Origin of the sequence: Haematobacter missouriensis, from assembly GCF_000740775.1 — a bacterium.
Classification (GTDB): Bacteria; Pseudomonadota; Alphaproteobacteria; order Rhodobacterales; family Rhodobacteraceae; genus Haematobacter; species Haematobacter missouriensis.
This window is the reverse complement of sequence record NZ_JFGS01000007.1, coordinates 30978-50966: the sequence shown is the minus strand read 5'-3', so window position 1 is coordinate 50966 and position 19989 is coordinate 30978. Positions and strand designations below refer to the sequence as shown.

General features: G+C 65.7%; 21 protein-coding genes. 14 read left to right on the top strand and 7 right to left on the bottom strand.

Going from position 1 to position 19989, the window contains the following annotated elements:
• Positions 1 to 184 precede the first annotated feature (184 nt).
• Both CG51_RS07695 and CG51_RS07690 read left to right on the top strand, forming a co-directional pair.
• On the top strand, positions 185 to 1843 hold the full coding sequence (locus CG51_RS07695; RefSeq protein ID WP_035743667.1) for an NAD+ synthase: 1659 nt from the start codon (positions 185 to 187) through the stop codon (positions 1841 to 1843).
• The gene (locus CG51_RS07690) at positions 1840 to 2169 is read left to right on the top strand and encodes a YnfA family protein (RefSeq protein ID WP_084695093.1); all 330 of its coding nucleotides are present in this window, start codon (positions 1840 to 1842) and stop codon (positions 2167 to 2169) included. Before CG51_RS07695 ends, CG51_RS07690 begins: the two co-directional genes overlap by 4 nt.
• 77 nt (positions 2170 to 2246) lie before the next feature.
• On the opposite strand, the gene CG51_RS07685 is transcribed toward CG51_RS07690, so the two are convergent.
• Together CG51_RS07685 and CG51_RS07680 are read right to left on the bottom strand one after the other, a co-directional pair.
• Positions 2247 to 2999 carry a M48 family metalloprotease gene (locus CG51_RS07685; protein ID WP_035743666.1) on the bottom strand — a complete coding sequence of 251 codons (753 nt, stop codon included), beginning with the start codon at positions 2997 to 2999 and terminating at the stop codon, positions 2247 to 2249.
• Between the two features lie 999 nt (positions 3000 to 3998).
• Positions 3999 to 4235: a hypothetical protein gene (locus CG51_RS07680; protein ID WP_035743665.1), complete on the bottom strand. Its 237-nt coding sequence runs from the start codon at positions 4233 to 4235 to the stop codon at positions 3999 to 4001.
• Positions 4236 to 4382: 147 nt separating this feature from the next.
• Between CG51_RS07680 and hisD the strand changes: the two genes are divergently transcribed.
• From hisD to CG51_RS07655, 5 genes are read left to right on the top strand one after another with little or no spacing between them, the layout of a single operon-like run.
• Positions 4383 to 5687 (top strand): histidinol dehydrogenase, encoded by a 1305-nt coding sequence (gene hisD, locus CG51_RS07675; protein WP_035743664.1) that lies wholly within the window; start codon positions 4383 to 4385, stop codon positions 5685 to 5687.
• A 1-nt stretch (position 5688) separates the two neighbouring features.
• On the top strand, positions 5689 to 6165 hold the full coding sequence (locus CG51_RS07670) for a UPF0262 family protein (RefSeq protein WP_035743663.1): 477 nt from the start codon (positions 5689 to 5691) through the stop codon (positions 6163 to 6165).
• 4 nt (positions 6166 to 6169) lie between these two features.
• The gene (locus CG51_RS07665; RefSeq protein ID WP_035743662.1) at positions 6170 to 6625 is read left to right on the top strand and encodes an arsenate-mycothiol transferase ArsC; all 456 of its coding nucleotides are present in this window, start codon (positions 6170 to 6172) and stop codon (positions 6623 to 6625) included.
• Between the two features lie 12 nt (positions 6626 to 6637).
• Positions 6638 to 7042 (top strand): ketosteroid isomerase-related protein, encoded by a 405-nt coding sequence (locus CG51_RS07660; protein ID WP_035743661.1) that lies wholly within the window; start codon positions 6638 to 6640, stop codon positions 7040 to 7042.
• A complete protein-coding gene (locus tag CG51_RS07655) occupies positions 7039 to 7620 on the top strand; it encodes a GNAT family N-acetyltransferase (protein WP_035743660.1) in 582 nt (193 codons plus the stop codon). Before CG51_RS07660 ends, CG51_RS07655 begins: the two co-directional genes overlap by 4 nt.
• Before the next feature lie 418 nt (positions 7621 to 8038).
• Here the strand turns inward: CG51_RS07655 and CG51_RS07650 are convergent, their stop codons facing one another.
• Together CG51_RS07650 and CG51_RS07645 are read right to left on the bottom strand one after the other, a co-directional pair.
• Positions 8039 to 8332: a hypothetical protein gene (locus CG51_RS07650; protein ID WP_035743658.1), complete on the bottom strand. Its 294-nt coding sequence runs from the start codon at positions 8330 to 8332 to the stop codon at positions 8039 to 8041.
• Positions 8326 to 8577 (bottom strand): spike base protein, RCAP_Rcc01079 family, encoded by a 252-nt coding sequence (locus tag CG51_RS07645; protein WP_051930225.1) that lies wholly within the window; start codon positions 8575 to 8577, stop codon positions 8326 to 8328. Before CG51_RS07645 ends, CG51_RS07650 begins: the two co-directional genes overlap by 7 nt.
• A gap of 709 nt (positions 8578 to 9286) precedes the next feature.
• Between CG51_RS07645 and CG51_RS07640 the strand changes: the two genes are divergently transcribed.
• Positions 9287 to 9868, top strand: a complete 582-nt coding sequence (locus CG51_RS07640; RefSeq protein WP_035743656.1) for a DoxX family protein — start codon at positions 9287 to 9289, stop codon at positions 9866 to 9868.
• Between the two features lie 107 nt (positions 9869 to 9975).
• Here the strand turns inward: CG51_RS07640 and CG51_RS07635 are convergent, their stop codons facing one another.
• From CG51_RS07635 to CG51_RS07625, 3 genes are all read right to left on the bottom strand, one after another.
• The gene (locus tag CG51_RS07635; protein WP_051930223.1) at positions 9976 to 11901 is read right to left on the bottom strand and encodes an acyl-CoA synthetase; all 1926 of its coding nucleotides are present in this window, start codon (positions 11899 to 11901) and stop codon (positions 9976 to 9978) included.
• 154 nt (positions 11902 to 12055) lie between these two features.
• Positions 12056 to 12493 (bottom strand): peptidoglycan-binding protein LysM, encoded by a 438-nt coding sequence (gene lysM / locus CG51_RS07630; RefSeq protein ID WP_035743654.1) that lies wholly within the window; start codon positions 12491 to 12493, stop codon positions 12056 to 12058.
• A 79-nt stretch (positions 12494 to 12572) separates the two neighbouring features.
• Entirely contained in the window at positions 12573 to 14366 is a 1794-nt protein-coding gene (locus tag CG51_RS07625; RefSeq protein ID WP_035743652.1) for an ABC transporter transmembrane domain-containing protein, read from the bottom strand.
• A gap of 275 nt (positions 14367 to 14641) precedes the next feature.
• Here CG51_RS07625 and radA point away from each other — a divergent pair, with 275 nt between their 5' ends.
• The 6 genes from radA to surE all read left to right on the top strand — a co-directional run bounded on the left by radA (position 14642) and on the right by surE (position 19986).
• The gene (radA, locus tag CG51_RS07620; protein WP_035743650.1) at positions 14642 to 16006 is read left to right on the top strand and encodes a DNA repair protein RadA; all 1365 of its coding nucleotides are present in this window, start codon (positions 14642 to 14644) and stop codon (positions 16004 to 16006) included.
• A gap of 21 nt (positions 16007 to 16027) precedes the next feature.
• Positions 16028 to 16624, top strand: coding sequence for a CvpA family protein (locus CG51_RS07615; protein ID WP_035743648.1), 597 nt, complete (start codon positions 16028 to 16030; stop codon positions 16622 to 16624).
• Between the two features lie 95 nt (positions 16625 to 16719).
• Positions 16720 to 18189 carry an amidophosphoribosyltransferase gene (gene purF / locus CG51_RS07610; RefSeq protein ID WP_035743645.1) on the top strand — a complete coding sequence of 490 codons (1470 nt, stop codon included), beginning with the start codon at positions 16720 to 16722 and terminating at the stop codon, positions 18187 to 18189.
• Positions 18186 to 18827 carry an SDR family NAD(P)-dependent oxidoreductase gene (locus tag CG51_RS07605; RefSeq protein WP_035743643.1) on the top strand — a complete coding sequence of 214 codons (642 nt, stop codon included), beginning with the start codon at positions 18186 to 18188 and terminating at the stop codon, positions 18825 to 18827. Before purF ends, CG51_RS07605 begins: the two co-directional genes overlap by 4 nt.
• A gap of 126 nt (positions 18828 to 18953) precedes the next feature.
• Positions 18954 to 19136 carry a hypothetical protein gene (locus CG51_RS07600; protein WP_035743642.1) on the top strand — a complete coding sequence of 61 codons (183 nt, stop codon included), beginning with the start codon at positions 18954 to 18956 and terminating at the stop codon, positions 19134 to 19136.
• A gap of 61 nt (positions 19137 to 19197) precedes the next feature.
• A complete protein-coding gene (gene surE / locus CG51_RS07595; RefSeq protein WP_035743640.1) occupies positions 19198 to 19986 on the top strand; it encodes a 5'/3'-nucleotidase SurE in 789 nt (262 codons plus the stop codon).
• The last annotated feature ends 3 nt before the right edge of the window (positions 19987 to 19989 follow it).

Genomic DNA, 19989 nt, shown 5'->3' with positions numbered 1-19989 from the left:
GCTGAATTTCTGCCCTTGGCGATGGCTGGGGCGGATGGGGCAGACCGTAGCGGAGCCGTCACCGCACGACAAGACCACCGCGCCCTGTTGGCTAATGGCCGGGGAAACGCCTCGCCGCTTTCCCTCCGGCCCGCAAGCGGCTAACTGGAAACATCAGCGCACGACTAACGATCGGGGACACCGCATGACCGCCGCCGCATTCCGACTGACGCTTGCCCAGCTCAACCCCACGGTCGGCGCGATCGAGGCCAATGCGGAGAAGGCCCGCCGCGCCTGGGAGGCGGGAAAGGCGGCCGGGGCGGACCTTGTCGTGCTGCCGGAGATGTTCCTCATCGGTTACCAGCCGCAGGATCTGGTGCTGAAACCCGCCTTCACCGATCACGCTATGCGGGTGCTGGAGCAGCTTGCCCGAGACTGCGCCGACGGTCCCGCGCTCGGCATCGGCGCGCCCTGGCGGGAGGATGGACGGCTCTACAACGCGTGGCACGTCCTCTCCGGCGGGCGCATGGCGCATGTGCTGAAGAAACACCGCCCGAACGCCGAGGTATTCGACGAGATGCGCCTCTACGCCGAAGGCAATGTGGGCGAGGGCTATGTGCTGGACTGGCTGCGACTGGGCACGCCGGTTTGTGAGGACGCCTGGCACGAGGATGTCGCACGTCTCCTTTCCCGCGCAGGGGCGGAGGTACTGGTGGTGCCCAACGGTTCGCCCTATCACCGGGGCAAGCAGGCGACGCGCATCGGTCTCATGGCCTCCCGCGTGGCTGAAACCGGCCGGCCTCTCGTCTATCTCAACATGGTGGGCGGGCAGGACGACCAATTCTTCGACGGGGCGTCCTTCGTGCTCAATCCGGGCGGGGAGCTCGCGCTTCAGATGCCCTTCGGAGAGGAAGCGATCGCCCATGTCGATCTGGTGCAGCGCGAGGACGGCTGGCGCGCCCTGCGGGGAGAGGTGGTGCCCGTTCCCGACGACTGGGAGGCCGACTACCGCGTGATGGTGGAGACGCTGCGCGACTATCTTGGCAAGTCGGGCTTCAGCCGGGTGCTGCTGGGCCTGTCGGGCGGGGTGGACAGCGCGCTGGTCGCGGCCGTCGCCGCCGATGCCATCGGCCCGGCGAACGTGCGCTGCGTGATGCTGCCCTCGCGATATACCTCCGCCCATTCGCTGGAGGATGCGGCGGGCGTGGCCCATGCGCTCGGCTGTCGTCTGGACGAGGTGCCGATCTCCGGCCCGGTGGAAGCTGCGGGCACAGCGCTCGGCCCGCTGTTCTCGGGAATGAAACCCGATCTGACGGAGGAGAACATCCAGTCCCGGATGCGCGGCCTGCTGCTCATGGCGCTGTCGAACAAGTTCGGCGAGATGCTGCTGACCACGGGCAACAAGTCCGAGGTAGCCGTGGGCTACGCCACGATCTACGGCGACATGGCGGGCGGCTACAACCCGCTGAAAGACCTCTACAAGACCCGCGTTTTCGAAACCTGCCGCTGGCGCAATACCCATCACCGGGGCTGGATGATGGGGCCTCCCGGCATCGTGATTCCGCCCCGCGTCATCGACAAACCCCCGTCGGCCGAACTCCGGGACGATCAGAAGGACGAGGACAGCCTGCCCCCCTACCCGCTGCTGGACCGGATGCTGGAGATGCTGGTGGACGAGGATTGCTCCGTCGCGGAAGTCGTGGCCGCCGGATTCGACGCGGAGACGGTGCGCAAGGTGGAGCGTCTGGTCTATCTCTCCGAATACAAGCGCTTCCAGTCGGCGCCGGGAACACGGCTGACGAAACGCGCCTTCTGGCTGGACCGCCGCTATCCGATCGTCAACCGCTGGCGCGATCCGTCGTGATTACCGCGCCTGCTCCGATCCTCTACCTGACCGCCGCCATCGCGGAAATCGCGGGCTGCTTCGCCATCTGGGCATGGTGGCGGATGGGTGCACCCGCGTGGTGGCTGGCGCCGGGGATTGCCGCGCTCTTTGCCTTCGGCTGGCTTCTGGCGCTGACGCCCGCGGATCACGCCGGGCGGAGCTATGCGGCCTATGGCGGGGTCTATGTCGCGGCGAGCCTGATGTGGCTGTGGCTGGTGGAGGGTCAGCGCCCCGACAGCTGGGACCTGGCGGGCGTGGCTCTCGTCCTCGCCGGATCAGTCGTCATCCTCGCCGCCCCACGCTGACCCGCCTGCCGGTCCCGGCAGAGCGGGTTCCCACGACGCCGGACACGCATCTCACCGCTGCGGCACCGCCCGGCGCGCTATCGGAGCTGCCCCGTCTGGAGCTTCCGCAACGTGGTCATCACCACCCGCTGCCGTTCCGAATTCGGGGGGTGGGAGCCGAGGAATCGGTCGCCCGGATCGGGGATGCGGTGGAAGAACTGCGCTCCGCGCGCGGGATCGAATCCCGCACGATAGGCCAGAATCGTGCCCAGCTCGTCGGCCTGAAGTTCGTAGTTCTTGGAATAGGTCCGCGCGCCCATGCTCGCGCCCATGCCCTCCGCCTGCTTGATGCCCTCCGCATCCGCGCCGGAGAGCGTGGCCAGCGTGCCAAGGATCATCGCCCCAGCCGCCGCCTGCTGCTGCGCGCGCGGAAGGTGGCCGAGGATGTGGTGCCCGGCCTCGTGGCCCATGATGAAGGCGATCTCATCCTGATTGCGTGCATCGGCAATGAGCGCCAGCGTGAAGGCCAGCACCGGGCGCCCCTCCGCGTCCAGCGTCTGGAAGGCGTTGGCGGGCTGGCCCGGACGGTCGTCAACAGCGATGAGGAAATCGCAGTCGCGCCGGGGTTGCTGGCGGCGGCATTCCGCCTCCACCACCGGCTCCATCCGGTCCACCACGACAATGAAATTATGCGCCGCCGTCCGGGCATCCAGCCGCGCGCCGGGCTGCGCATCGGGCACGGTTTCCGTACGTGTGGGCGGCACCGGCACGGGTATCCTGTCCCGCGGAGCCGGGGCACAGGCGCCGGTTGCCATCGCCAGAAGAAGAAGCAGAAGCGGGAATCGAGCCATCGTCACTCCGGGTCGTCTTCGCGTTATCTAGCCGCCTGACCTGCAGAGGGAAAGACCCCTACCGCCGCGCTCGCGAAGCTGTGGCGGATGGGCCAGTGCCAATGACGCCGGTTCCGGAACAGTCCCGCCACCGGCACACCGGACATCCGCGCGCCGGGGCAAGCGCGTAGAGAGGCAGACATAGGAAACTAACATCGGGATGCGTTCATCGGGAAAGGCGCCAAGGTCGCGCCGCATCAGGCGGCGCGCGGCGGGCGGGACGCCGCATTTCCGGCATCCCGGTCGCCGGAGAACTCCGCAGGGGCGCTTCCAGCGACCATATCTATTCCGTCGATCAGCCCACGCTCCGCGCCGGCAGGGGGATGCGCAGAAGCTGCGCAGGAGCACCGACCATCCCGTCCGAGACCGGCAGGGTGGCCCTTGCAGACCGCGATCCTGATCGCGTGGGCCCGTCACAGGAGGATCGACATGTCCCGCAGCAGCGCTGATCCGGCAGCGGAAAGGGACACGAGCGCCGCGCGATGTCTCCGTGCTCCGTGTCAGAGACGAACGTGACGCACTGCCTCGCGATGGAGGGAAGGATGTCCCACGCCGAAAGGCGGAGGGGATGAACCGTTCCTGCCCGCGCTGCGCAGTCCGGGGGGCACTCTTTCATGCTGCTGCCCTGTGATGCTATGCCCGCGCGCAGAAAAGCCGGAAGTTGGGCCCGGAATGTATAGCTCCCCGGCCGGGTTTCGTCAGCCTGGGAACGATCTGGCACTCTCGCAGATCTGGAAGCCTTCTCCGCAACTTTTCAGGCCAGGCCTCCTTCCCCGTGCAGCAATCGCCGCCCCCCACAACCGAAGCATTTTCGGCACAACGCGAAACGGCAAGAACCGAGTTCTACACTCAGCAGAAGGCGAGCACAGGAAATGCTTCCTGCCCGATCAGCAGTGTCAGACCAACAGGCAGACTGCCCTTGCCCAAGACACGGACAAAAACACGCGCGGCCGCCCACTCTCAGCGGATGGGGCGAAGGCGATAGACCCCTTCGGGCAGGTTCAACGCGGCGGCAAGATCGCGGATCTGGGACATGGAGAAGGTGATGGAGACGACCTCATCCTTGCGGGGGTCGTACTGTTCCACTGTCACGCGGTCGTCGAAACCATTGCAGATCACGTCCTCCTGCAGGGGCGCGCTGCCTTCATCGACCAGTGTCACCACGGTCGCGTCGAAATCGTGCTCGATCGTGAACATGCGGGGATGATAGCGGGGGCTGGCAGCCAAGGAAAGCCCCCGCGTGGATCTCGTACTGTGCGCATTCTCACCCCCGGCAGCCCTATTCTTTCGGTTGAGCTTGAGGCGGGGGGCGGCAGCGGATACCAAGACAGGAAGGAGACCCTGATGCCCGTATTCCTCGACAGCACCGACGCCGCGTTCGACACCGCCTTCCAGAGCTTCCTCGCCACCAAGCGGGAGGAAGCGCCGGACGTGGATGCGGCGGTGGCCGACATCATCGCCGATGTGCGGGCAAGGGGCGATGCTGCGGTAATCGATCTGACCCGGAAATTCGACCGGCTGGACCTGACCCCGGAGGCGCTGGCTTTCACGGTCGAGGAAACGGACGCAGCCATCGCCGGGATCGACGCAGAGGAACGCGCGGCACTGGAACTCGCCGCCCAGCGAATCCGCGACTACCACGCGCGACAGCTCCCCGGCGACGAAAGCTGGACCGATGAGGCCGGCGCCATGCTCGGCTGGCGCTGGACGGCGGTCGGAGCGGCGGGCCTTTATGTGCCCGGGGGTCTGGCCTCCTACCCGTCCTCGGTCCTGATGAACGCCATCCCGGCCCGCGTGGCAGGGGTGGAGCGGCTGGTGATCTGCGCTCCCACGCCCGGTGGCAAGGTGAACCCGCTCGTCCTGCTGGCCGCGCGGCTCGCGGGGGTGGAGACGGTCTATCGCATCGGCGGCGCGCAGGCCATCGCCGCGCTGGCCTACGGCACCGAGACCATCCGCCCGGTGGACAAGATCACCGGCCCCGGCAATGCCTATGTCGCCGCGGCCAAGCGGCGTGTCTTCGGCAAGGTGGGGATCGACATGATCGCAGGCCCTTCGGAGATACTGGTGATTGCCGAGGGCGACGCCGATCCCGACTGGATCGCGCTCGACCTGCTCAGCCAGGCGGAGCATGATGCAAGCGCGCAATCCATCTTCATCACCCCCGATCCCGCGCTGGCACGCGCCGTGACCGCTTCGGTGGAGCGGCTGATCCCCGTGCTGGAGCGGCGCGACATCGCGGGCGCAAGCTGGCGGGACTACGGCGCGGTCATCACTGTGCCGGACCTCGCCACCGCCGCGCGGCTGGCCGACCGCATCGCCCCCGAGCATCTGGAGCTTTGCGTAGAGGAACCGGAGGCGCTGGCCGCCGAAATCTCCAATGCGGGGGCGATTTTCCTTGGCGCATGGACGCCGGAGGCCATCGGCGACTATGTGGGCGGCCCGAACCATGTCCTTCCCACGGCCCGCTCGGCGCGCTTTTCTTCGGGCCTTTCGGTGCTGGATTTCATGAAGCGCACTACCCTCGCCCGGATGACGCCGGAGGCGCTGGGACGCATCGGGCCGGCCGCCGAACGGTTGGCGCGCTCCGAAAGCCTTGAGGCGCACGGCCTCTCCGTCCGCGCCCGGCTCGACCGGCTGAATGGAGGCTGAGATGATGCGCCTCTCCCATATCGAGATCGACGATACCGGACTGCCCACGCCTTCGGCGGAGATGGAGCAGGAACGGCGCGTCGCCATCTTCGACCTGCTGGAAGACAATAGCTTCACCCTGCCCACGCGGGATGGCCGCGACGCGCCGCCCGGGCCCTACCGGCTGCTGCTCTGCGTGCGGGACGGGCGTCTGGTGTTCGATGTCTCGGATGAAGCGGCGGCCCGCTTGGCGGAGTTTCATCTGTCCTTCGGACCCTTCCGTCAGGTCGTGAAGGACTACTTCCAGATCTGCGAAAGCTACTACGACGCGGTACGCCGCCTCGGCCCCGCCCAGATCGAAGCCATCGACATGGCCCGCCGTGGCATTCACAATGAGGGGGCGCGGCTCCTTCAGGAGAGGCTGGAGGGCAAGGCGATCGTTGATATAGACACGGCGCGGCGGCTGTTCACGCTGGTCTGCGTGCTTCGGGGGAGCTGAGAGCGTGACGGGCGCGATATTGACCTCCGTGCTCTTCTGCTGCGACCACAATTCGATCCGTTCCCCCATGGCCGAAGCCATGATGAAAAAGTTCTACGGTCGGCGGCATTACGTCCAGTCGGCCGGGGTACGCAGCGATCTCGACATCGACGGTTTCGCCATCGCCGTCTGCGCCGAGATCGGCATCGACCTTGCCCGCCACAGGGTCCGCAACTTCCAGCAGATGCACGATTGGGGGGATGACATGTCCACTTTCGACCTGATCGTGGCGCTTTCCCCCGCCAGTCAGCGCACGGCTCTGGAACTCACGCGCTACTATCATCTCGACATCGAATACTGGCCGATCATGGACCCGACGGGGCTTGGCGAATCGCGGGAGGCGAAGCTTGATGCCTACCGCCAGACGCGCGACCAGATCCGCGAACGGATGATCGATCGCTTCGGCCCGACCCTTGAGTAAGTGAGAGGAAACATGACAGACGCCATCGCGACGCTGCGCCGCTATTATGAGGCCTTCAACAACGGATCGCTCGACGGGATGCTCGCCGAACTGTCCGACGCGTTCGTGCATAACGTGAACGAAGGCTCGGCCCGCCCCGGCAAGGAACTCTTCGCGGAGTTCGGGGCGCATATGGCCGAATGCTACAAGGAGAACCTGACGGACATCGTCCTGTTCTCCACCCCCGATGGCACACGGGGCGCGGCAGAATTCGTGGTAAACGGCACTTACCTCAAGACCGATGGAGACCTGCCCCCTGCGCATGGCCAGACCTATGTCCTGCCCGCTGGGGCGTTCTTTTCGCTTCAGGACGGCAAGATCACCCGGGTGACCACCTTCTACAATCTTGCAGACTGGATCCGCCAGGTCTCCGCATGAGAGTGGAGCGCCTCACCGGCAGCGCGCTGGAGGGCGCGCTTGACGATGTGGCGCGGCTGCGCATCGCGGTATTCCGCGACTGGCCCTATCTTTATGACGGCGATCTTGCCTACGAGCGGCGCTATCTGGAAGCCTATCGCAACAGCCCGCGCGCGGTGGTGGTCGGCGCGCTCGACGGCGCGCGGATCGTCGGCGCGGCCACCGGCACGCCGATGACCGATCACGCCGACGATTTCGCCGCCGCCTTCGCCGGGCGGCCGGAGCCGCTCGACCAAATCTTCTACTGCGCGGAATCGGTGCTGCTGCCGGGCTGGCGCGGGCATGGCATTGGCCACCGCTTCTTCGATGAGCGGGAGGCCCATGCCCGCGAACACGGCTTCGTCTGGAGCGCCTTCTGCTCCGTGATCCGCCCGGCAGATCACCCCATGCGCCCCGTGGATTACCGCCCGCTCGACGCCTTCTGGCGAGCACGGAACTATGAGCCGTTGCCCGGTGTCATCGCCCGTTTCCGCTGGAAGGACATTGGGGAAACAGCGGAGACGGAGAAGCCGCTCCAGTTCTGGATGCGCCGCCTCTGAACGGCTGCTGAAAGGCATTCCGCGGTCGCTTTCGGGCGGCGACATTGCTAAGGAACGCGCCCTGGAAACTGCAGGTTTTGGCGTGACCGGACAGTTTTCTGCTTTTCACTGCAGGCCCGGGAAGGTGCCCGACCTTTTTGTCTGCGGTGGCGTGGAATCGTTCGCAATCTCACGATGTCCGACCGGAAATCCGCATACCTCAGAACATTCCCGGGCCGATTTCCCAGCGTATAGCCTCAGGACTTTTTCAGCACCCTGCTAGCCCCCCAGTGCGGCGACGAGACCTGCGTGCCGGGAGCGGCAGACCGCCCCGGCCCATCGGTCGCGGTTCCAAGCCTGCCATACGGCGGCGGCCGTCATGTCGCCGCCGGGCGCAGTGAGTTCGGGACAGGGCTGGAGGAGCGAGGGGGGCACCGGCTCATCGCGCGGGGAAGAGCTGCCGCATGCGGCCAGCGTCGAACACGATAGCACGGTCATCCATATCGCGCGCATCATCCACCACCTTTCCCAAGGCGAGGTCCAGCCCCGCTTCCGTCCGCAGTCGCTCCATCTCCGCTTGGCGCTGGGCAGTCGCTCGCAAGGCGGCCTGTTCCGCCGCCACTGCACGCGCCCGGAGAGCCGACGCCGACGCCAGCCGTTCCCCCGCCCACATGCCCGCGAGCAATAGCGCAATCGCGGCACCGCCCCCCGCCCAGTGGCGCAGGCTCAGCATCCTCCCTGTATCCGCACGCTGGCAGCGCCGACCGCTGTCGCCATCACCGGATGCCAGACGCCGGGGGCAAGCGGCAGCGTGGTCACCGTCTCTCCGCCGAGGGTGGTAAGCGTGACGGTCCCCTCTTCCGCCAGAAGGATCGCGCGGGTGACATAGGCCAGCGGCTGCCCCGGCAGGATGTCGAAAATATGCAGCAGCGGCGCGGTGAGGCCCGGGGCTTGGCTGGCAAAAAGGTTCTGGGTCATGGCTTCTCCTGAAAGCTGACTTTTCGGATGCCGTCACTCTGCCCCATGGATGCTGACATTCGGCTAAGGCACCGCGCGTTGCGCCGATTCCGTCATACTGTTCGTGTTGGGAAACAATGGAAGCAGACCGACCTGCTCTGGGACGGGGGAAGACGTGGCCTGTAGTTGCCGCGCAAGCGGCACCAAGGCGGGCGTACAGCCGATGCTTCCACGATGATGGCAACATTCCCGGATACACATGGCGAAGAAGTCCGGGGAGCGTCGCCCCTGCGCTTTTCTTGGCCGCGACGATGGCACGATTGTCAGACCGAAGTCCGGGAGGTGCTGGAGGGGCGATCCTTTCGGCGCCGTTGGGGCGGCTACGCAATCTCCATGTCGCGACACGCGCATTCCCTGCCTGTTTTGTTTGAACCGCGCCCTGCACGTGCGGTCGACATACGTGGGAAGGGCGCTGGGTGACGATGTCGGGCAAGCGGCAAGGATATTCCGGGCAGGCGGAAACGTGGCGCCGCCCGACTCGGTGATATGCGGCGGCGCCCCTGAAGGAAGAATGACCTGGCTATGGCCGTGTCCTGCGGGCGACGCCTTTCCTCAATTGCAAGGTGGCGGGTTGACGCAAGATCGGACCATTGCACCATAAATATGGGAGCAGGGGCGGCCATGGGTCCGCCGGATGACCTGCCCGCAACAATGGGAAGGGCCATGACGCATGCCTACGCCTCTTGATAACCCACGCGACCGGCTGATTTTGCCCTTTATGGGGCCGGTCTATGACTTCTTCGCCCAACCTGCCGTCTGGGTGGTGATCCGCATCATCACCGGCGCAATGCTCGTCATGTCGGGCTGGCCGAAGATACAGGCGCCGTTTGCCATGGCGGGAATGATGGCCGGACTCGTGCCATTCGGCCCGGGATGGTTCTGGTCGCTCATCGTCTCGCTGACGGAATTTCTGGGGGGTATTCTGATCTTGATCGGACTGTTCACCCGGCCCGCCGCCGTCGCGGCGACGATCCTTCTGCTCGTCACCTTGTCCTTCCACCTGCACAATCCCTACGGAACCAGCTTCCTTACGCCCGAGGGCGTGGCTTTCATGACCGGGGAAGGAGCGCATTATTTCACCGATGCGGCACGGGCGCAGCTCGCTCCTGACGGTGGGGTCTCCTTCCTGTCCGGCGTCCAGCAGAAGGCGGAGTTCACCTCAATCTTCTGGGCCTGTCTCACCGCCCTGTTCGCTGCTTTCGGCGGCGGGTACCTCTCGCTGGACAAGATGGTGCTGAAGCGGCAATTCTGACCCCGTTGTGCGGTGGGATCCTGCCCGCCGCACAACAGTCCTCCGATCAAATCGACCGGGCTCTCCCGTCCGCCGCCTGTTAGCTCCGCCGCCTGTTAGCCCGTTAGTCAGGCGACAGGGGTAGGCACCGGAAGTGGACGGCGGTCCTCCCATTCCCATGGAACGGTGAAGCTCCCCAACACTTCCGCCACCGCAGGTTCCTGCACCTCGCCTGTCCGATGCAGGCGCGCGACGAGTCCACGGCGGCGATCCTCCACCACCTCCGCGACTTGCGCGGACATCCCGGCTTCCGCAAGGGCTGCGTCCAGCACCCGCGTGATGGCAAGGCGGCGAAGATCGGGCTTGAACACCTTGCCCACCGCTGTTTTTGGCAGTTCGTCCAGAATGCCGATGAACTTGGGCACGGCGGCACGTTCATGGATATGCGCACGCGCATACTCCAGCAGTTCCGCCGGAGTCACCTCCGCCCCCTGGATCAGTTCCACATATGCGGCGGGGAGCTCGCCCGCGAAGGCATCCGGCTGACCGATCGCACCGACAAAGGCCACCGCAGGATGGCCTGCGAGGGCCTCCTCTATCTCCGCGGGATCGATGTTGTGACCACCCCGGATGATGAGATCCTTTCTGCGGCCCGTGATCCACAGGTAGCCATCCCGGTCCAGCCGCCCCAGATCGCCTGTCCGCAGGTATCGACGGTCCGCGTAAAGACCAAGGTTACGCCCCGGCTCCGTATAGGTAGATCCCTCGAACACACCGGGATTGGAGACGCAGATTTCCCCCACCTCCTCGGTCGCACATTCGCGCGTGATGTTGCCGTGATCGTCAGTGTGCAGGATGCGGACTTCGGTATAGGGAAACGGCAGGCCCACGGAGCCGATCTTCTTCACCCCGTCCGGCGGATTGACGGAAACCAGGCAGGTGCATTCCGTCAGGCCGTATCCCTCCACGATCTGTACGCCCGTCGCGGCCTCGAACCGCTTGAACAACTCCTGCGGCAGCGGCGCGGAGCCGGAGAAACACCCGCGCAGGGTGGAGATATCGGCATCCACGGGCCGCTGCATCAGGGCGGAGATCGCCGTCGGCACGATGACGAGGTACGTGCCCTTCCACCGCTCGATCAGCTTCCAGAGGTTGTCGAACACCCCCTCCCCCCGGTAGCCCGCAGGCGTCGGCAGGACGATCTGCGCCCCGGAGGAGAGCGTGGACATGAAGATCGGATAGGCCGCAAAGACGTGAAACAGCGGCAGAGGACACATCAACACATCGGTGTTCTTGAACAGCAGCGTGCCCCCCAGCCAGCCGTTGTAGATCATGCCCGAATAGCGGTGCTGGGCCACTTTCGGCAGGCCGGTGGTGCCGCCCGTGTGGAAATAGGCAGCGACCCGATCCTGCCCCGGATCACCGAAGGAGAGCGTGGCGCTTTCCTGTGAGACCGCTTTGGTAAAGTCCACGATACGCGCCTGATGGCGGCGTCCGGCCTTCGGACGCAGGAAATGCGCGATCCAGCGTTTCGGCGCCGGAAGGTAGCGCAGCAGATCCACCTCCACCACCACCTGAACGGAGGGCGCGGCCGCCACGGCTTCGGCGACTTTCTGGGAGATGTCAGACTTCGGAATGGACTTCAGCGTGACGACGACCTTGGCCTTGGTCTCCCGTAGAAGACCCGCCATGTGCTCTGCATCGAGCAAAGGGTTTACCGGGCTGACGATCCCGGCCACCATTCCGGCGACAAGCGTTACCGCCGTCTCCAGCGCGTTCGGCAGAATGAACGCCACCACGTCGTTTTCACCCACACCGAGCTTGCGGAACAGGTTCGCCGCGCGGTTCACCTCATCGCGGAATTCCCGCCATGTCAGGGTTTCGGCGGGATCCTGCGGACCGGAGGAGAGCTGGAAACCGATCGCGGGTCTGTCCCCGTAGCGAGCCGCGGTGCGCTCCAGAAGCTGATGGATCGTCGCGGGCACATCACGCGCGCTCCAAGGCATCTCCGCTTCGAGCGCGTTGCGGTCGGCTATGGTGGCATAGGCACCCATTCGTTCGGTCCTCCTTGACTGACAGCCCCTCCGCTATCGGCTGGCAGGATGCAAAACGAACGGGGGGAAAGGCAAGGGCGGCAGCGGCCCGGCTACGCCACGTTAACCCCACCCCGGCAGGCTGCACCTTCTGCCGGAGTGGGGCAACGCAGGGTTACTGCGGAATACGCAGCACCTGTCCGGGATAGATCTTGTCGGGATGGCTGAGCATCGGGCGGTTCGCCTCGAAAATCTCGTTGTAGCGGTTGGCGTTACCGAGTGTCGCCTTGGAAATGGCTGAGAGCGTATCGCCCTTCTTCACCGTGTAGAACACCGGCTCCGGCCCATCGTCATCATCGGTCTCGACCTTCGACACGCCCGCGACATTGCCGACGGCGAGGATCACCTTCTCCTTCTCCTCCGGCGTCGCGGCCTTGCCCGTCACCTTGACGGTATCGCCGTCGGTGTGGATCTGGAGACCGCTGTCGTTCAGGCCAAGGTTCTTGACCTCGGTTTTCAGCGTCTCGGCGTCAGGAGCGGTGGTTGCCGCCTCCGCCTTGCCGCCGCCAAAAAGCGACTTGCCAGCATCCTTGACGAAATCCCATACACCCATGGTTTTCCTCCGGTTTCCGGCACCGTTCGGCGGCACCGTTCTGCCGACAATCTGTAGCTGGATGCGCGGGCGGCAAGACCTATTCCGCCGCTTGCAGTCCTTCGGCGAACTGGAGACGTGCGAGCCGCGCGTAGAGCCCGCCTTCGGCGACCAGGGTCTCATGAGTGCCCTCTGCGACAATCCGCCCTTCGTCCAGCACGACAATCCGGTCGGCGCTTCTGACGGTGGCAAGGCGGTGGGCCACGACGATCGTCGTGCGCCCCTCCGACAGCCGGGCGACGGCGCGCTGTACCGCACGTTCGCTTTCCGCATCGAGGGCGGAAGTCGCCTCGTCCAGCAGCAGAACGGGTGCATCACGGAGGATGGCGCGGGCAATGGCGATCCGCTGCCGCTGACCGCCCGACAGAACCACGCCCCGCTCGCCGAGCCATGTGTCATAGCCATCCGGCAGGGCACTGAGAAAGTCATGCGCAGCGGCCGCCCGCGCGGCGGCGACCACCTCCTCGTCCGTCGCATCGGGCCTGCCGAAGCGTATATTGTCCCGCGCGGTCGCCGCGAAGATCACCGGATCCTGCGGAACGAGCGAGAGGGCGGCACGGAAGTCGCCCCGTGCCATGTCCCGCAGGTCGATCCCGTCCAGCGTCACACTGCCGGCAAACGGGTCGCGGAAGCGGAGGAGCAGTTGCAGCACGGTGGACTTGCCCGCCCCGGACGGACCGACGAGGGCCACCGTCTCTCCGGGCCGGACGGTGAGGGTGAAATCCTCGAGCGCCGATCGCTGGGAACGGGTGGGATAGTGGAAGGACACGTCGCGGAAGGCGACCTCTCCCCGGACGGGGCGCGGCAGGGGAACAGGGGCGGCCGGATCCGTGATCTCGTCTTCCGTCGCCAGCAGTTCCAGCAGGCGCTCGGTCGCACCTGCGGCGCGCTGCACCTCTCCCCAGGTCTCCGACAGCGAACCGACGGCCCCGGCGACCAGAATGGCATAGATCACGAACTGCACGAGCGCGCCGATGCTCATCGCACCCGCACGGACATCGCGTGCCCCAACCCAGAGAACCCCCACGACGCCCGCAAAGACAAGGAAGATGACGATCATCGTCATCACCGCCCGCGTGCCGATGCGCCGCTGGGCGGAAGCATAGGCCTTCTCCGTCACGCGAGCAAAGGCAGCGCGCGTCTCCGGCTCGTGATCGAAAGCCTGCACCGTCTGAACGGCGGTGAGCGCTTCGGAGGCATTGCCCGCTGAGGCGGCGATCCAGTCCTGACTTGTCCGCGATTCCGCCCGGAGCCTGCGCCCCAGCGTCACGATGGGCACGATCACCAGCGGCACGATGAGCAGTACCAGCCCCGTAAGCTTGGCCGATGTAAACAGCATCAGCAGCGTGCCGCCCAGCACGATGATGGCATTGCGCATCGCAACGGAGATGGAGGAGCCGACCACCGACAGGATCACTGTCGTGTCGGTGGTGATGCGGGAGAGGACTTCCCCGCTCATCACGCGCTCATAGAAACCGGGACTGAGGCCGATCACCCTGTCGAACACCGCCTTGCGGATATCGGCGACCACCCGCTCTCCCAGCCGGGTGACGAGGTAGTAGCGCAGGCCAGTGCCCACGGCGAGCAGCGCGGCGATGCCGAGAAAGGCGGTGAAGTAGGTGTCGAGCAGCAGCGCGTCCGACCCGAAGCCATCGACCACCCGCCGCACCGCCATCGGCAGGACCAGAGAGACGCCAGCCGTCAGGATAAGGGCCAGCACCGCCGCGACGGCCAGAACACGATAGGGCCAGATGAACGGCACCAGTCCGCGCAGGGAACCAACCCTGCGGGATTTCGCCCGGTCCGCCCCGATTGCCGAATTGCCGCGCGCCATGCTGTCTCCTTTGCTCCCGTTTATGCCCAGACGCTTCCTGCGGCAAGCAGGCCGGAAGTCTGATACGCGCGCCCCAGCCGGAAACATACCTTCCGGAAATGCCCTCTGCCAGAATCGTCTCCGCCGAAACGCCGTCCGCCGGACGCTTCCCTGCCCCGGCCGGCACCCATGGCTCCTGTCCGCCGTGCCCGCTCGCCCGGGCCATCGGCTCCGGTGGAGCGGGCACGGCACCCGGACGGGCTTGAAGGTGGTACTTGGGTCGGGCAGAAGAGAGCATGGCACGCGCCCCCTCCCCCACCTTCGCCTGCACCGCCTGCGGTGCGACCTATTCCAAATGGTCCGGCCGCTGCGACGCCTGCGGCGCATGGAACACCATCGTGGAGGAGGCGCCGCTTTCCGCCGCGCCGAAAGGGCTGGGCAAGCTTCGCGGTCGCATGGTGCCCTTGGGCGACCTTGCCGCGCGAGAGCCTCCGCCAGCCCGCACCGCCTCCGGCATGGGGGAGCTGGACAGGGTGCTGGGCGGCGGTCTGGTCCCGGCTTCCGCCGTGCTGGTGGGCGGTGACCCCGGTATCGGCAAGTCCACGCTGCTGCTTCAAGCCGCCGCCAGTTTCGCGCAAGCGGGCCTCTCCGTCATCTATGTCACGGGCGAGGAAGCGTCCGCGCAGGTCAGGATGCGGGCGGAGCGGCTGGGGCTTGGCGGAGCGCCGCTCAGGCTGGCCGCCGAAACCGCGCTCCGCGACATCATCGCGACGCTGGAAGCGGAAAAGCCCGACCTCGTCATCGTCGATTCGATCCAGACCATGTGGTCCGATACGGTCGAGAGTGCCCCCGGTTCGGTGGCGCAGGTTCGGGCGGCGGCGCATGAGCTCGTCACCTTCGCCAAGCGGCGCAACACCGCCGTCATCATCGTGGGCCATGTCACCAAGGAAGGGCAGATCGCCGGCCCCCGCGTGGTCGAGCACATGGTCGACACCGTGCTCTATTTCGAAGGCGAGCGCGGGCATCAGTTCCGCATTCTCCGCGCGGTCAAGAACCGCTTCGGCCCGTCGGACGAGATCGGCGTGTTCGAGATGACCGGCACCGGCCTGGCGGAAGTCGCCAATCCCTCCGCCCTGTTCTTGTCGGAACGGGAGCGGCCCAGCCCCGGCTCCGTCGTCTTCGCGGGGATCGAGGGAACGCGGCCCCTGCTGGTCGAGATTCAGGCGCTCGTCGCCCCCTCGCCCCCGGGAAGCGCACGGCGCAGCGTCGTCGGCTGGGACGGCGGACGGCTTGCCATGATCCTCGCCGTGCTGGAGGCGCGCTGCGGCATCCCCTTCGGCGGGCTGGACGTCTATCTGAACGTGGCGGGCGGGTTGCGAATCTCCGAACCGGCCGCGGATCTGGCCGTGGCGGCAGCGCTTCTTTCCGCACGGGAGGATGCGGCGCTGCCCCCGGAGACCGTGGTTTTCGGAGAGATCAGCCTCTCCGGCGCGCTCCGGCCGGTGTCACAGACGGAAAACAGGTTGAAAGAAGCGCGGAAACTTGGTTTTTCACGAGCCATCGCGCCCGCCCGCAGCGTAGAAAGCCCCGAAGGGGATGACGGGCTGCGCGGTTTCGCCGATCTCGCCGCCTTTGTGGGCGAGACGTTCGGCGCAGGATAGACGACAGCGGAGCAGGGACAGATGCAGGGCTTCACCATCATCGACGCGGTCGTGGCCGCCGTCATCGTCGTCTCGGCGCTTCTCGCCTATTCGCGCGGTTTCGTGCGGGAGGCGATGGCGATCGCGGGCTGGATCGTGGCGGCGATCCTCGCCTACATCTTCGCCCCCGCTGCGGAACCGCTGATTCGCGAAATCCCCGGCCTGAACAAGTTTCTCGCCGACAGTTGCGAACTGTCGCTGATCGCCGCCTTTGCGGCGGTCTTCGCGGTTGCGCTCGTGCTTGCCTCGCTGTTCACGCCGTTGTTCTCCGGGGTCGTGCAGCGCTCGGCGCTCGGCGGGCTGGATCAGGGGCTGGGCTTCTTCTTCGGTGTTCTCCGGGGCCTGCTGCTCGTGGCCGTGGCCTTCGTGGTCTATGATCGTGCGATGTCGGGAACGTCGATCCCGATGGTGGACAACTCCCGCTCCGCGCAGATTTTCTCGTCCGTACAGGGGAATATCGACCGGTCGATCCCCGCAGACGCGCCGGGCTGGATCGTCTCGCGCTATGAGCATCTGGTCGGGAGCTGCGGCGCACCGGTCGTTACGCCCGATCTTCCCGCGACACCTGCGCAGAACTGAAGACCGGCTGTGCACTTTCAGGGGGATGACTTCGGCGTCCGGAGTTACTATGTGGAGCACCACGTTCCCCCCGCCCCGGATTCGGAGGACGCGCCATGCGCGACGAGCAGCACAGCCATCCGTTCGACGACGATAAGCTGAAAGAAGAATGCGGCATATTTGGTGTCATCGGTGTGACCGATGCAGCCAATTTTGTCGCGCTTGGCATGCACGCCCTCCAGCACCGCGGACAGGAGGCGGGCGGGATCGTGACGCATGATCCCGCAACCGGCTTCAACTCCGCCCGCCGATTCGGCTACGTACGGGACAACTTCACCGATGCCGAGGTGATGAAGACGCTGCCCGGCTCCATCGGTATCGGCCATGTGCGCTATTCCACCGCCGGTTCGAAGGGCAACACCGCCATAAGGGACGTGCAGCCGTTCTTCGGCGAGTTTTCCATGGGCGGCGCGGCCATAGCGCATAACGGCAACCTGACGAATGCCGCACAACTGCGCCGGGAACTGATCGAGCGCGGCTCCATCTTCCAGTCTTCCTCCGACAGCGAATGCATCATCCACCTGATGGCGCGCTCCATCCAGCGGGACATTCCCGAACGGATGAAGGACGCGCTGCGCCGGGTGGAGGGGGCGTTCTCCGTTATCGCCATGACGCGGACAAAGCTGATCGGCGTGCGCGATCCTCTGGGTGTTCGGCCGCTGGTTCTGGGCCGGATCGGCGATGGCTGGGCGCTGTCGTCGGAGACCTGCGGGCTCGACATCATCGGGGCCGAGTTCGTCCGCGAAGTGGAAGCCGGCGAGATGGTCGTGATCTCTGAAAGCGGCGTGCTCGAGAGCTTCCGCCCCTTCGCGCCGATGAAGCCGCGGTTCTGCATCTTCGAGCATGTGTATTTCTCCCGCCCCGACTCCATCCTCGGCGGTCGCTCGGTCTATGAGACGCGGCGGCAGATCGGTGTTGAACTGGCGCGTGAGGCCCCGGTAGAGGCAGATCTGGTCTGCCCGGTGCCCGACAGCGGCACCCCCGCCGCGATCGGGTTCAGCCAAGAAAGCGGTATTCCGTATGCGATGGGAATCATCCGAAACCAGTACATGGGCCGGACCTTCATCGAACCCACCGAGCAGATCCGCAACATGGGCGTTCGCCTGAAGCTCAACGTCAACCGCGCGCTCATCAAGGGCAAGCGGGTGATATTGGTGGACGATTCCGTCGTCCGCGGCACCACCAGCCGCAAGATCAAGGAAATGATCCTCGACGCCGGTGCGGCGGAGGTGCATTTCCGTATCGCCTCTCCCCCCACCGCCTGGCCCTGCTTCTACGGCGTCGATACACCGGATCGGGACAAGCTTCTCGCCTCGCATATGACGGAGGATGAGATGCGGGATTATCTCGGCGTGGATTCGCTCCGCTTCATCTCGCTCGACGGTCTCTATCGTGCAGCGGGAGAAGCCGGGGGCCGCGACAAGGCGCAACCCCAGTATTGCGACGCTTGCTTCTCGGGCGAGTACCCCGTGTTCCCCGCCGATATGGTGGAGAAGGGCTTTCAGATGAAGACCGCCGCCGAATGACGAAGATTGCCTTGGTTACAGGCGCCTCCCGCGGCCTTGGCGCCGCGATGGCGGAAGCTCTGGCGGAGGACTATCACATCGTCGCCGTCGCCCGCACCATCGGCGGGCTGGAGGAGTTGGACGACCGTATCCAGCAAAAGGGCGGCGCGGCGACGCTCGCTCCCATGGACATCACCAACGATGATGCGATGCGGCAGATGTGCCTGTCGATCTTCGAGCGCTGGGGCAAGGTCGATCTCTGGGTCCATGCGGCGATCCATGCGGCCCCGCTGACCCCTGCCGGGCATCTCGATACCAAGGACTGGGACCGCTCCCTCGCCGTCAACCTGCGCGCCACCGGCATGCTGATCGGCATGGTGGAGCCGCTGCTCCGCGCGGCGGAGCATGGCACAGCGCTGTTCTTTGACGACCCTCATGCGGGGGAAAAGTTCTTTGGTGCCTACGGCGCGACCAAGGCGGGACAGATTTCCCTTGCCAGGAGTTGGCAGGCGGAAGCGGTGAGGATCGGCCCCCGAGTGCTGGTTGAAACGCCTGCGCCCATGCCGACGGCCACGCGCGCGCGGTTCTTCCCAGGGGAAGACCGCTCCCTTCTCGCCTCCGAACTTTCCGAAGCTGCCCGGCTCGCCGCTATTCTGTGACATTTTCGGCGCAAGCCGGAACTTTCTTCCGGTCTGAGCGTCTTTCTTCCGACTTGGCAATCGAATCGCGCAGCCGTGCCCCTCTGTCGGTGGGCCGCAGGCGCCAGATGCGACACGGGGGACAGAATGGCAGGACATGCGGTTTTCGGAAGTCTCTTCGGCCTGCTGATGCTGGCTCTCCATATCATGATTACGGGTGATCCGGGTCGCGCGCTGCCGATCTGGATGGTGGGGTGCGCCACGGGAGCGGTCGCCTCCGCTGCAATAACCGGCGCCTGGGGGGTGTGGCGCCAGAAGCAGCGCGCCTGACCGTTCGCTTTACCTGACGCCTCCCCTGCTCTAATCAGGAGCAGAATAAGGGGACGGTGACATGCGAATTCTTGTGACGAACGACGACGGAATCAATGCGCCCGGCTTGAAGGTTGCGATCGCCATCGCCAACAGGGTCGCAGGACCGAAGGGAGAGGTGTGGGTCGTCGCGCCCGCGTTTGAACAATCCGGCGTCGGCCACTGCATTTCCTATACCCGCCCCATGATGATCGCCCGTCTTGCGGAGCGCACATACGCCGCCGAAGGCTCTCCCGCCGACTGTGTTCTCGCAGCTATCCACGACGTGATGGAGGGCGCGAAGCCTGATCTTGTGCTGTCGGGCGTGAACAGCGGCAATAACGCGGCAGAGAACACGCTCTATTCCGGCACGTTGGGCGGGGCCATGGAAGCGGCTCTGCAGGGGGTGAAGGCCATCGCGCTTTCGCAATTCCTCGGACCGCGCACACGCGACCTTGCCGATCCGTTCGACGCGGCAGCCGAATTCGGGGCGGGAGTCGTCGGCGACCTGCTGGAAAAGGGTCTGTGGGACGGGATGGGCTACCGGCTATTCTACAACGTCAACTTTCCTCCCATCGGGTCGGCCGATGTGAAGGGAAGCCGGATCACCAATCAGGGTTTTCGCGGAGAAGGTCTCTTCACGGCTGAGGCGACCATCTCCCCGACAGGGCGGCGATTCCTGTGGATCAAGGGTGGGCCGCAGCACCTGCGGACCGAAGAGGGCAGCGATGTTGCCGCCAACCTCGATGATTACATTTCCATCACCCCGCTCCGCGCCGATCTGACCGCTCATGATGCGGTGGAAACGCTGCGTGCCCGTTTCGCCTCCTGAGCG

Excerpts from the sequence above, each read along its gene's own strand:
- CG51_RS07695 (WP_035743667.1), top strand. The coding sequence starts at position 185 with ATGACCGCCGCCGCATTCCGACTGACGCTTGCCCAGCTCAACCCCACG.
- CG51_RS07685 (WP_035743666.1), bottom strand. The coding sequence starts at position 2,999 with ATGGCTCGATTCCCGCTTCTGCTTCTTCTTCTGGCGATGGCAACCGGC.
- CG51_RS07680 (WP_035743665.1), bottom strand. The coding sequence starts at position 4,235 with ATGTTCACGATCGAGCACGATTTCGACGCGACCGTGGTGACACTGGTC.
- hisD (WP_035743664.1), top strand. The coding sequence starts at position 4,383 with ATGCCCGTATTCCTCGACAGCACCGACGCCGCGTTCGACACCGCCTTC.
- CG51_RS07670 (WP_035743663.1), top strand. The coding sequence starts at position 5,689 with ATGATGCGCCTCTCCCATATCGAGATCGACGATACCGGACTGCCCACG.
- CG51_RS07660 (WP_035743661.1), top strand. The coding sequence starts at position 6,638 with ATGACAGACGCCATCGCGACGCTGCGCCGCTATTATGAGGCCTTCAAC.
- CG51_RS07655 (WP_035743660.1), top strand. The coding sequence starts at position 7,039 with ATGAGAGTGGAGCGCCTCACCGGCAGCGCGCTGGAGGGCGCGCTTGAC.
- CG51_RS07650 (WP_035743658.1), bottom strand. The coding sequence starts at position 8,332 with ATGCTGAGCCTGCGCCACTGGGCGGGGGGCGGTGCCGCGATTGCGCTA.
- CG51_RS07645 (WP_051930225.1), bottom strand. The coding sequence starts at position 8,577 with ATGACCCAGAACCTTTTTGCCAGCCAAGCCCCGGGCCTCACCGCGCCG.
- CG51_RS07640 (WP_035743656.1), top strand. The coding sequence starts at position 9,287 with ATGCCTACGCCTCTTGATAACCCACGCGACCGGCTGATTTTGCCCTTT.
- CG51_RS07635 (WP_051930223.1), bottom strand. The coding sequence starts at position 11,901 with ATGGGTGCCTATGCCACCATAGCCGACCGCAACGCGCTCGAAGCGGAG.
- lysM (WP_035743654.1), bottom strand. The coding sequence starts at position 12,493 with ATGGGTGTATGGGATTTCGTCAAGGATGCTGGCAAGTCGCTTTTTGGC.
- CG51_RS07625 (WP_035743652.1), bottom strand. The coding sequence starts at position 14,366 with ATGGCGCGCGGCAATTCGGCAATCGGGGCGGACCGGGCGAAATCCCGC.
- radA (WP_035743650.1), top strand. The coding sequence starts at position 14,642 with ATGGCACGCGCCCCCTCCCCCACCTTCGCCTGCACCGCCTGCGGTGCG.
- CG51_RS07615 (WP_035743648.1), top strand. The coding sequence starts at position 16,028 with ATGCAGGGCTTCACCATCATCGACGCGGTCGTGGCCGCCGTCATCGTC.
- purF (WP_035743645.1), top strand. The coding sequence starts at position 16,720 with ATGCGCGACGAGCAGCACAGCCATCCGTTCGACGACGATAAGCTGAAA.
- CG51_RS07605 (WP_035743643.1), top strand. The coding sequence starts at position 18,186 with ATGACGAAGATTGCCTTGGTTACAGGCGCCTCCCGCGGCCTTGGCGCC.
- CG51_RS07600 (WP_035743642.1), top strand. The coding sequence starts at position 18,954 with ATGGCAGGACATGCGGTTTTCGGAAGTCTCTTCGGCCTGCTGATGCTG.
- surE (WP_035743640.1), top strand. The coding sequence starts at position 19,198 with ATGCGAATTCTTGTGACGAACGACGACGGAATCAATGCGCCCGGCTTG.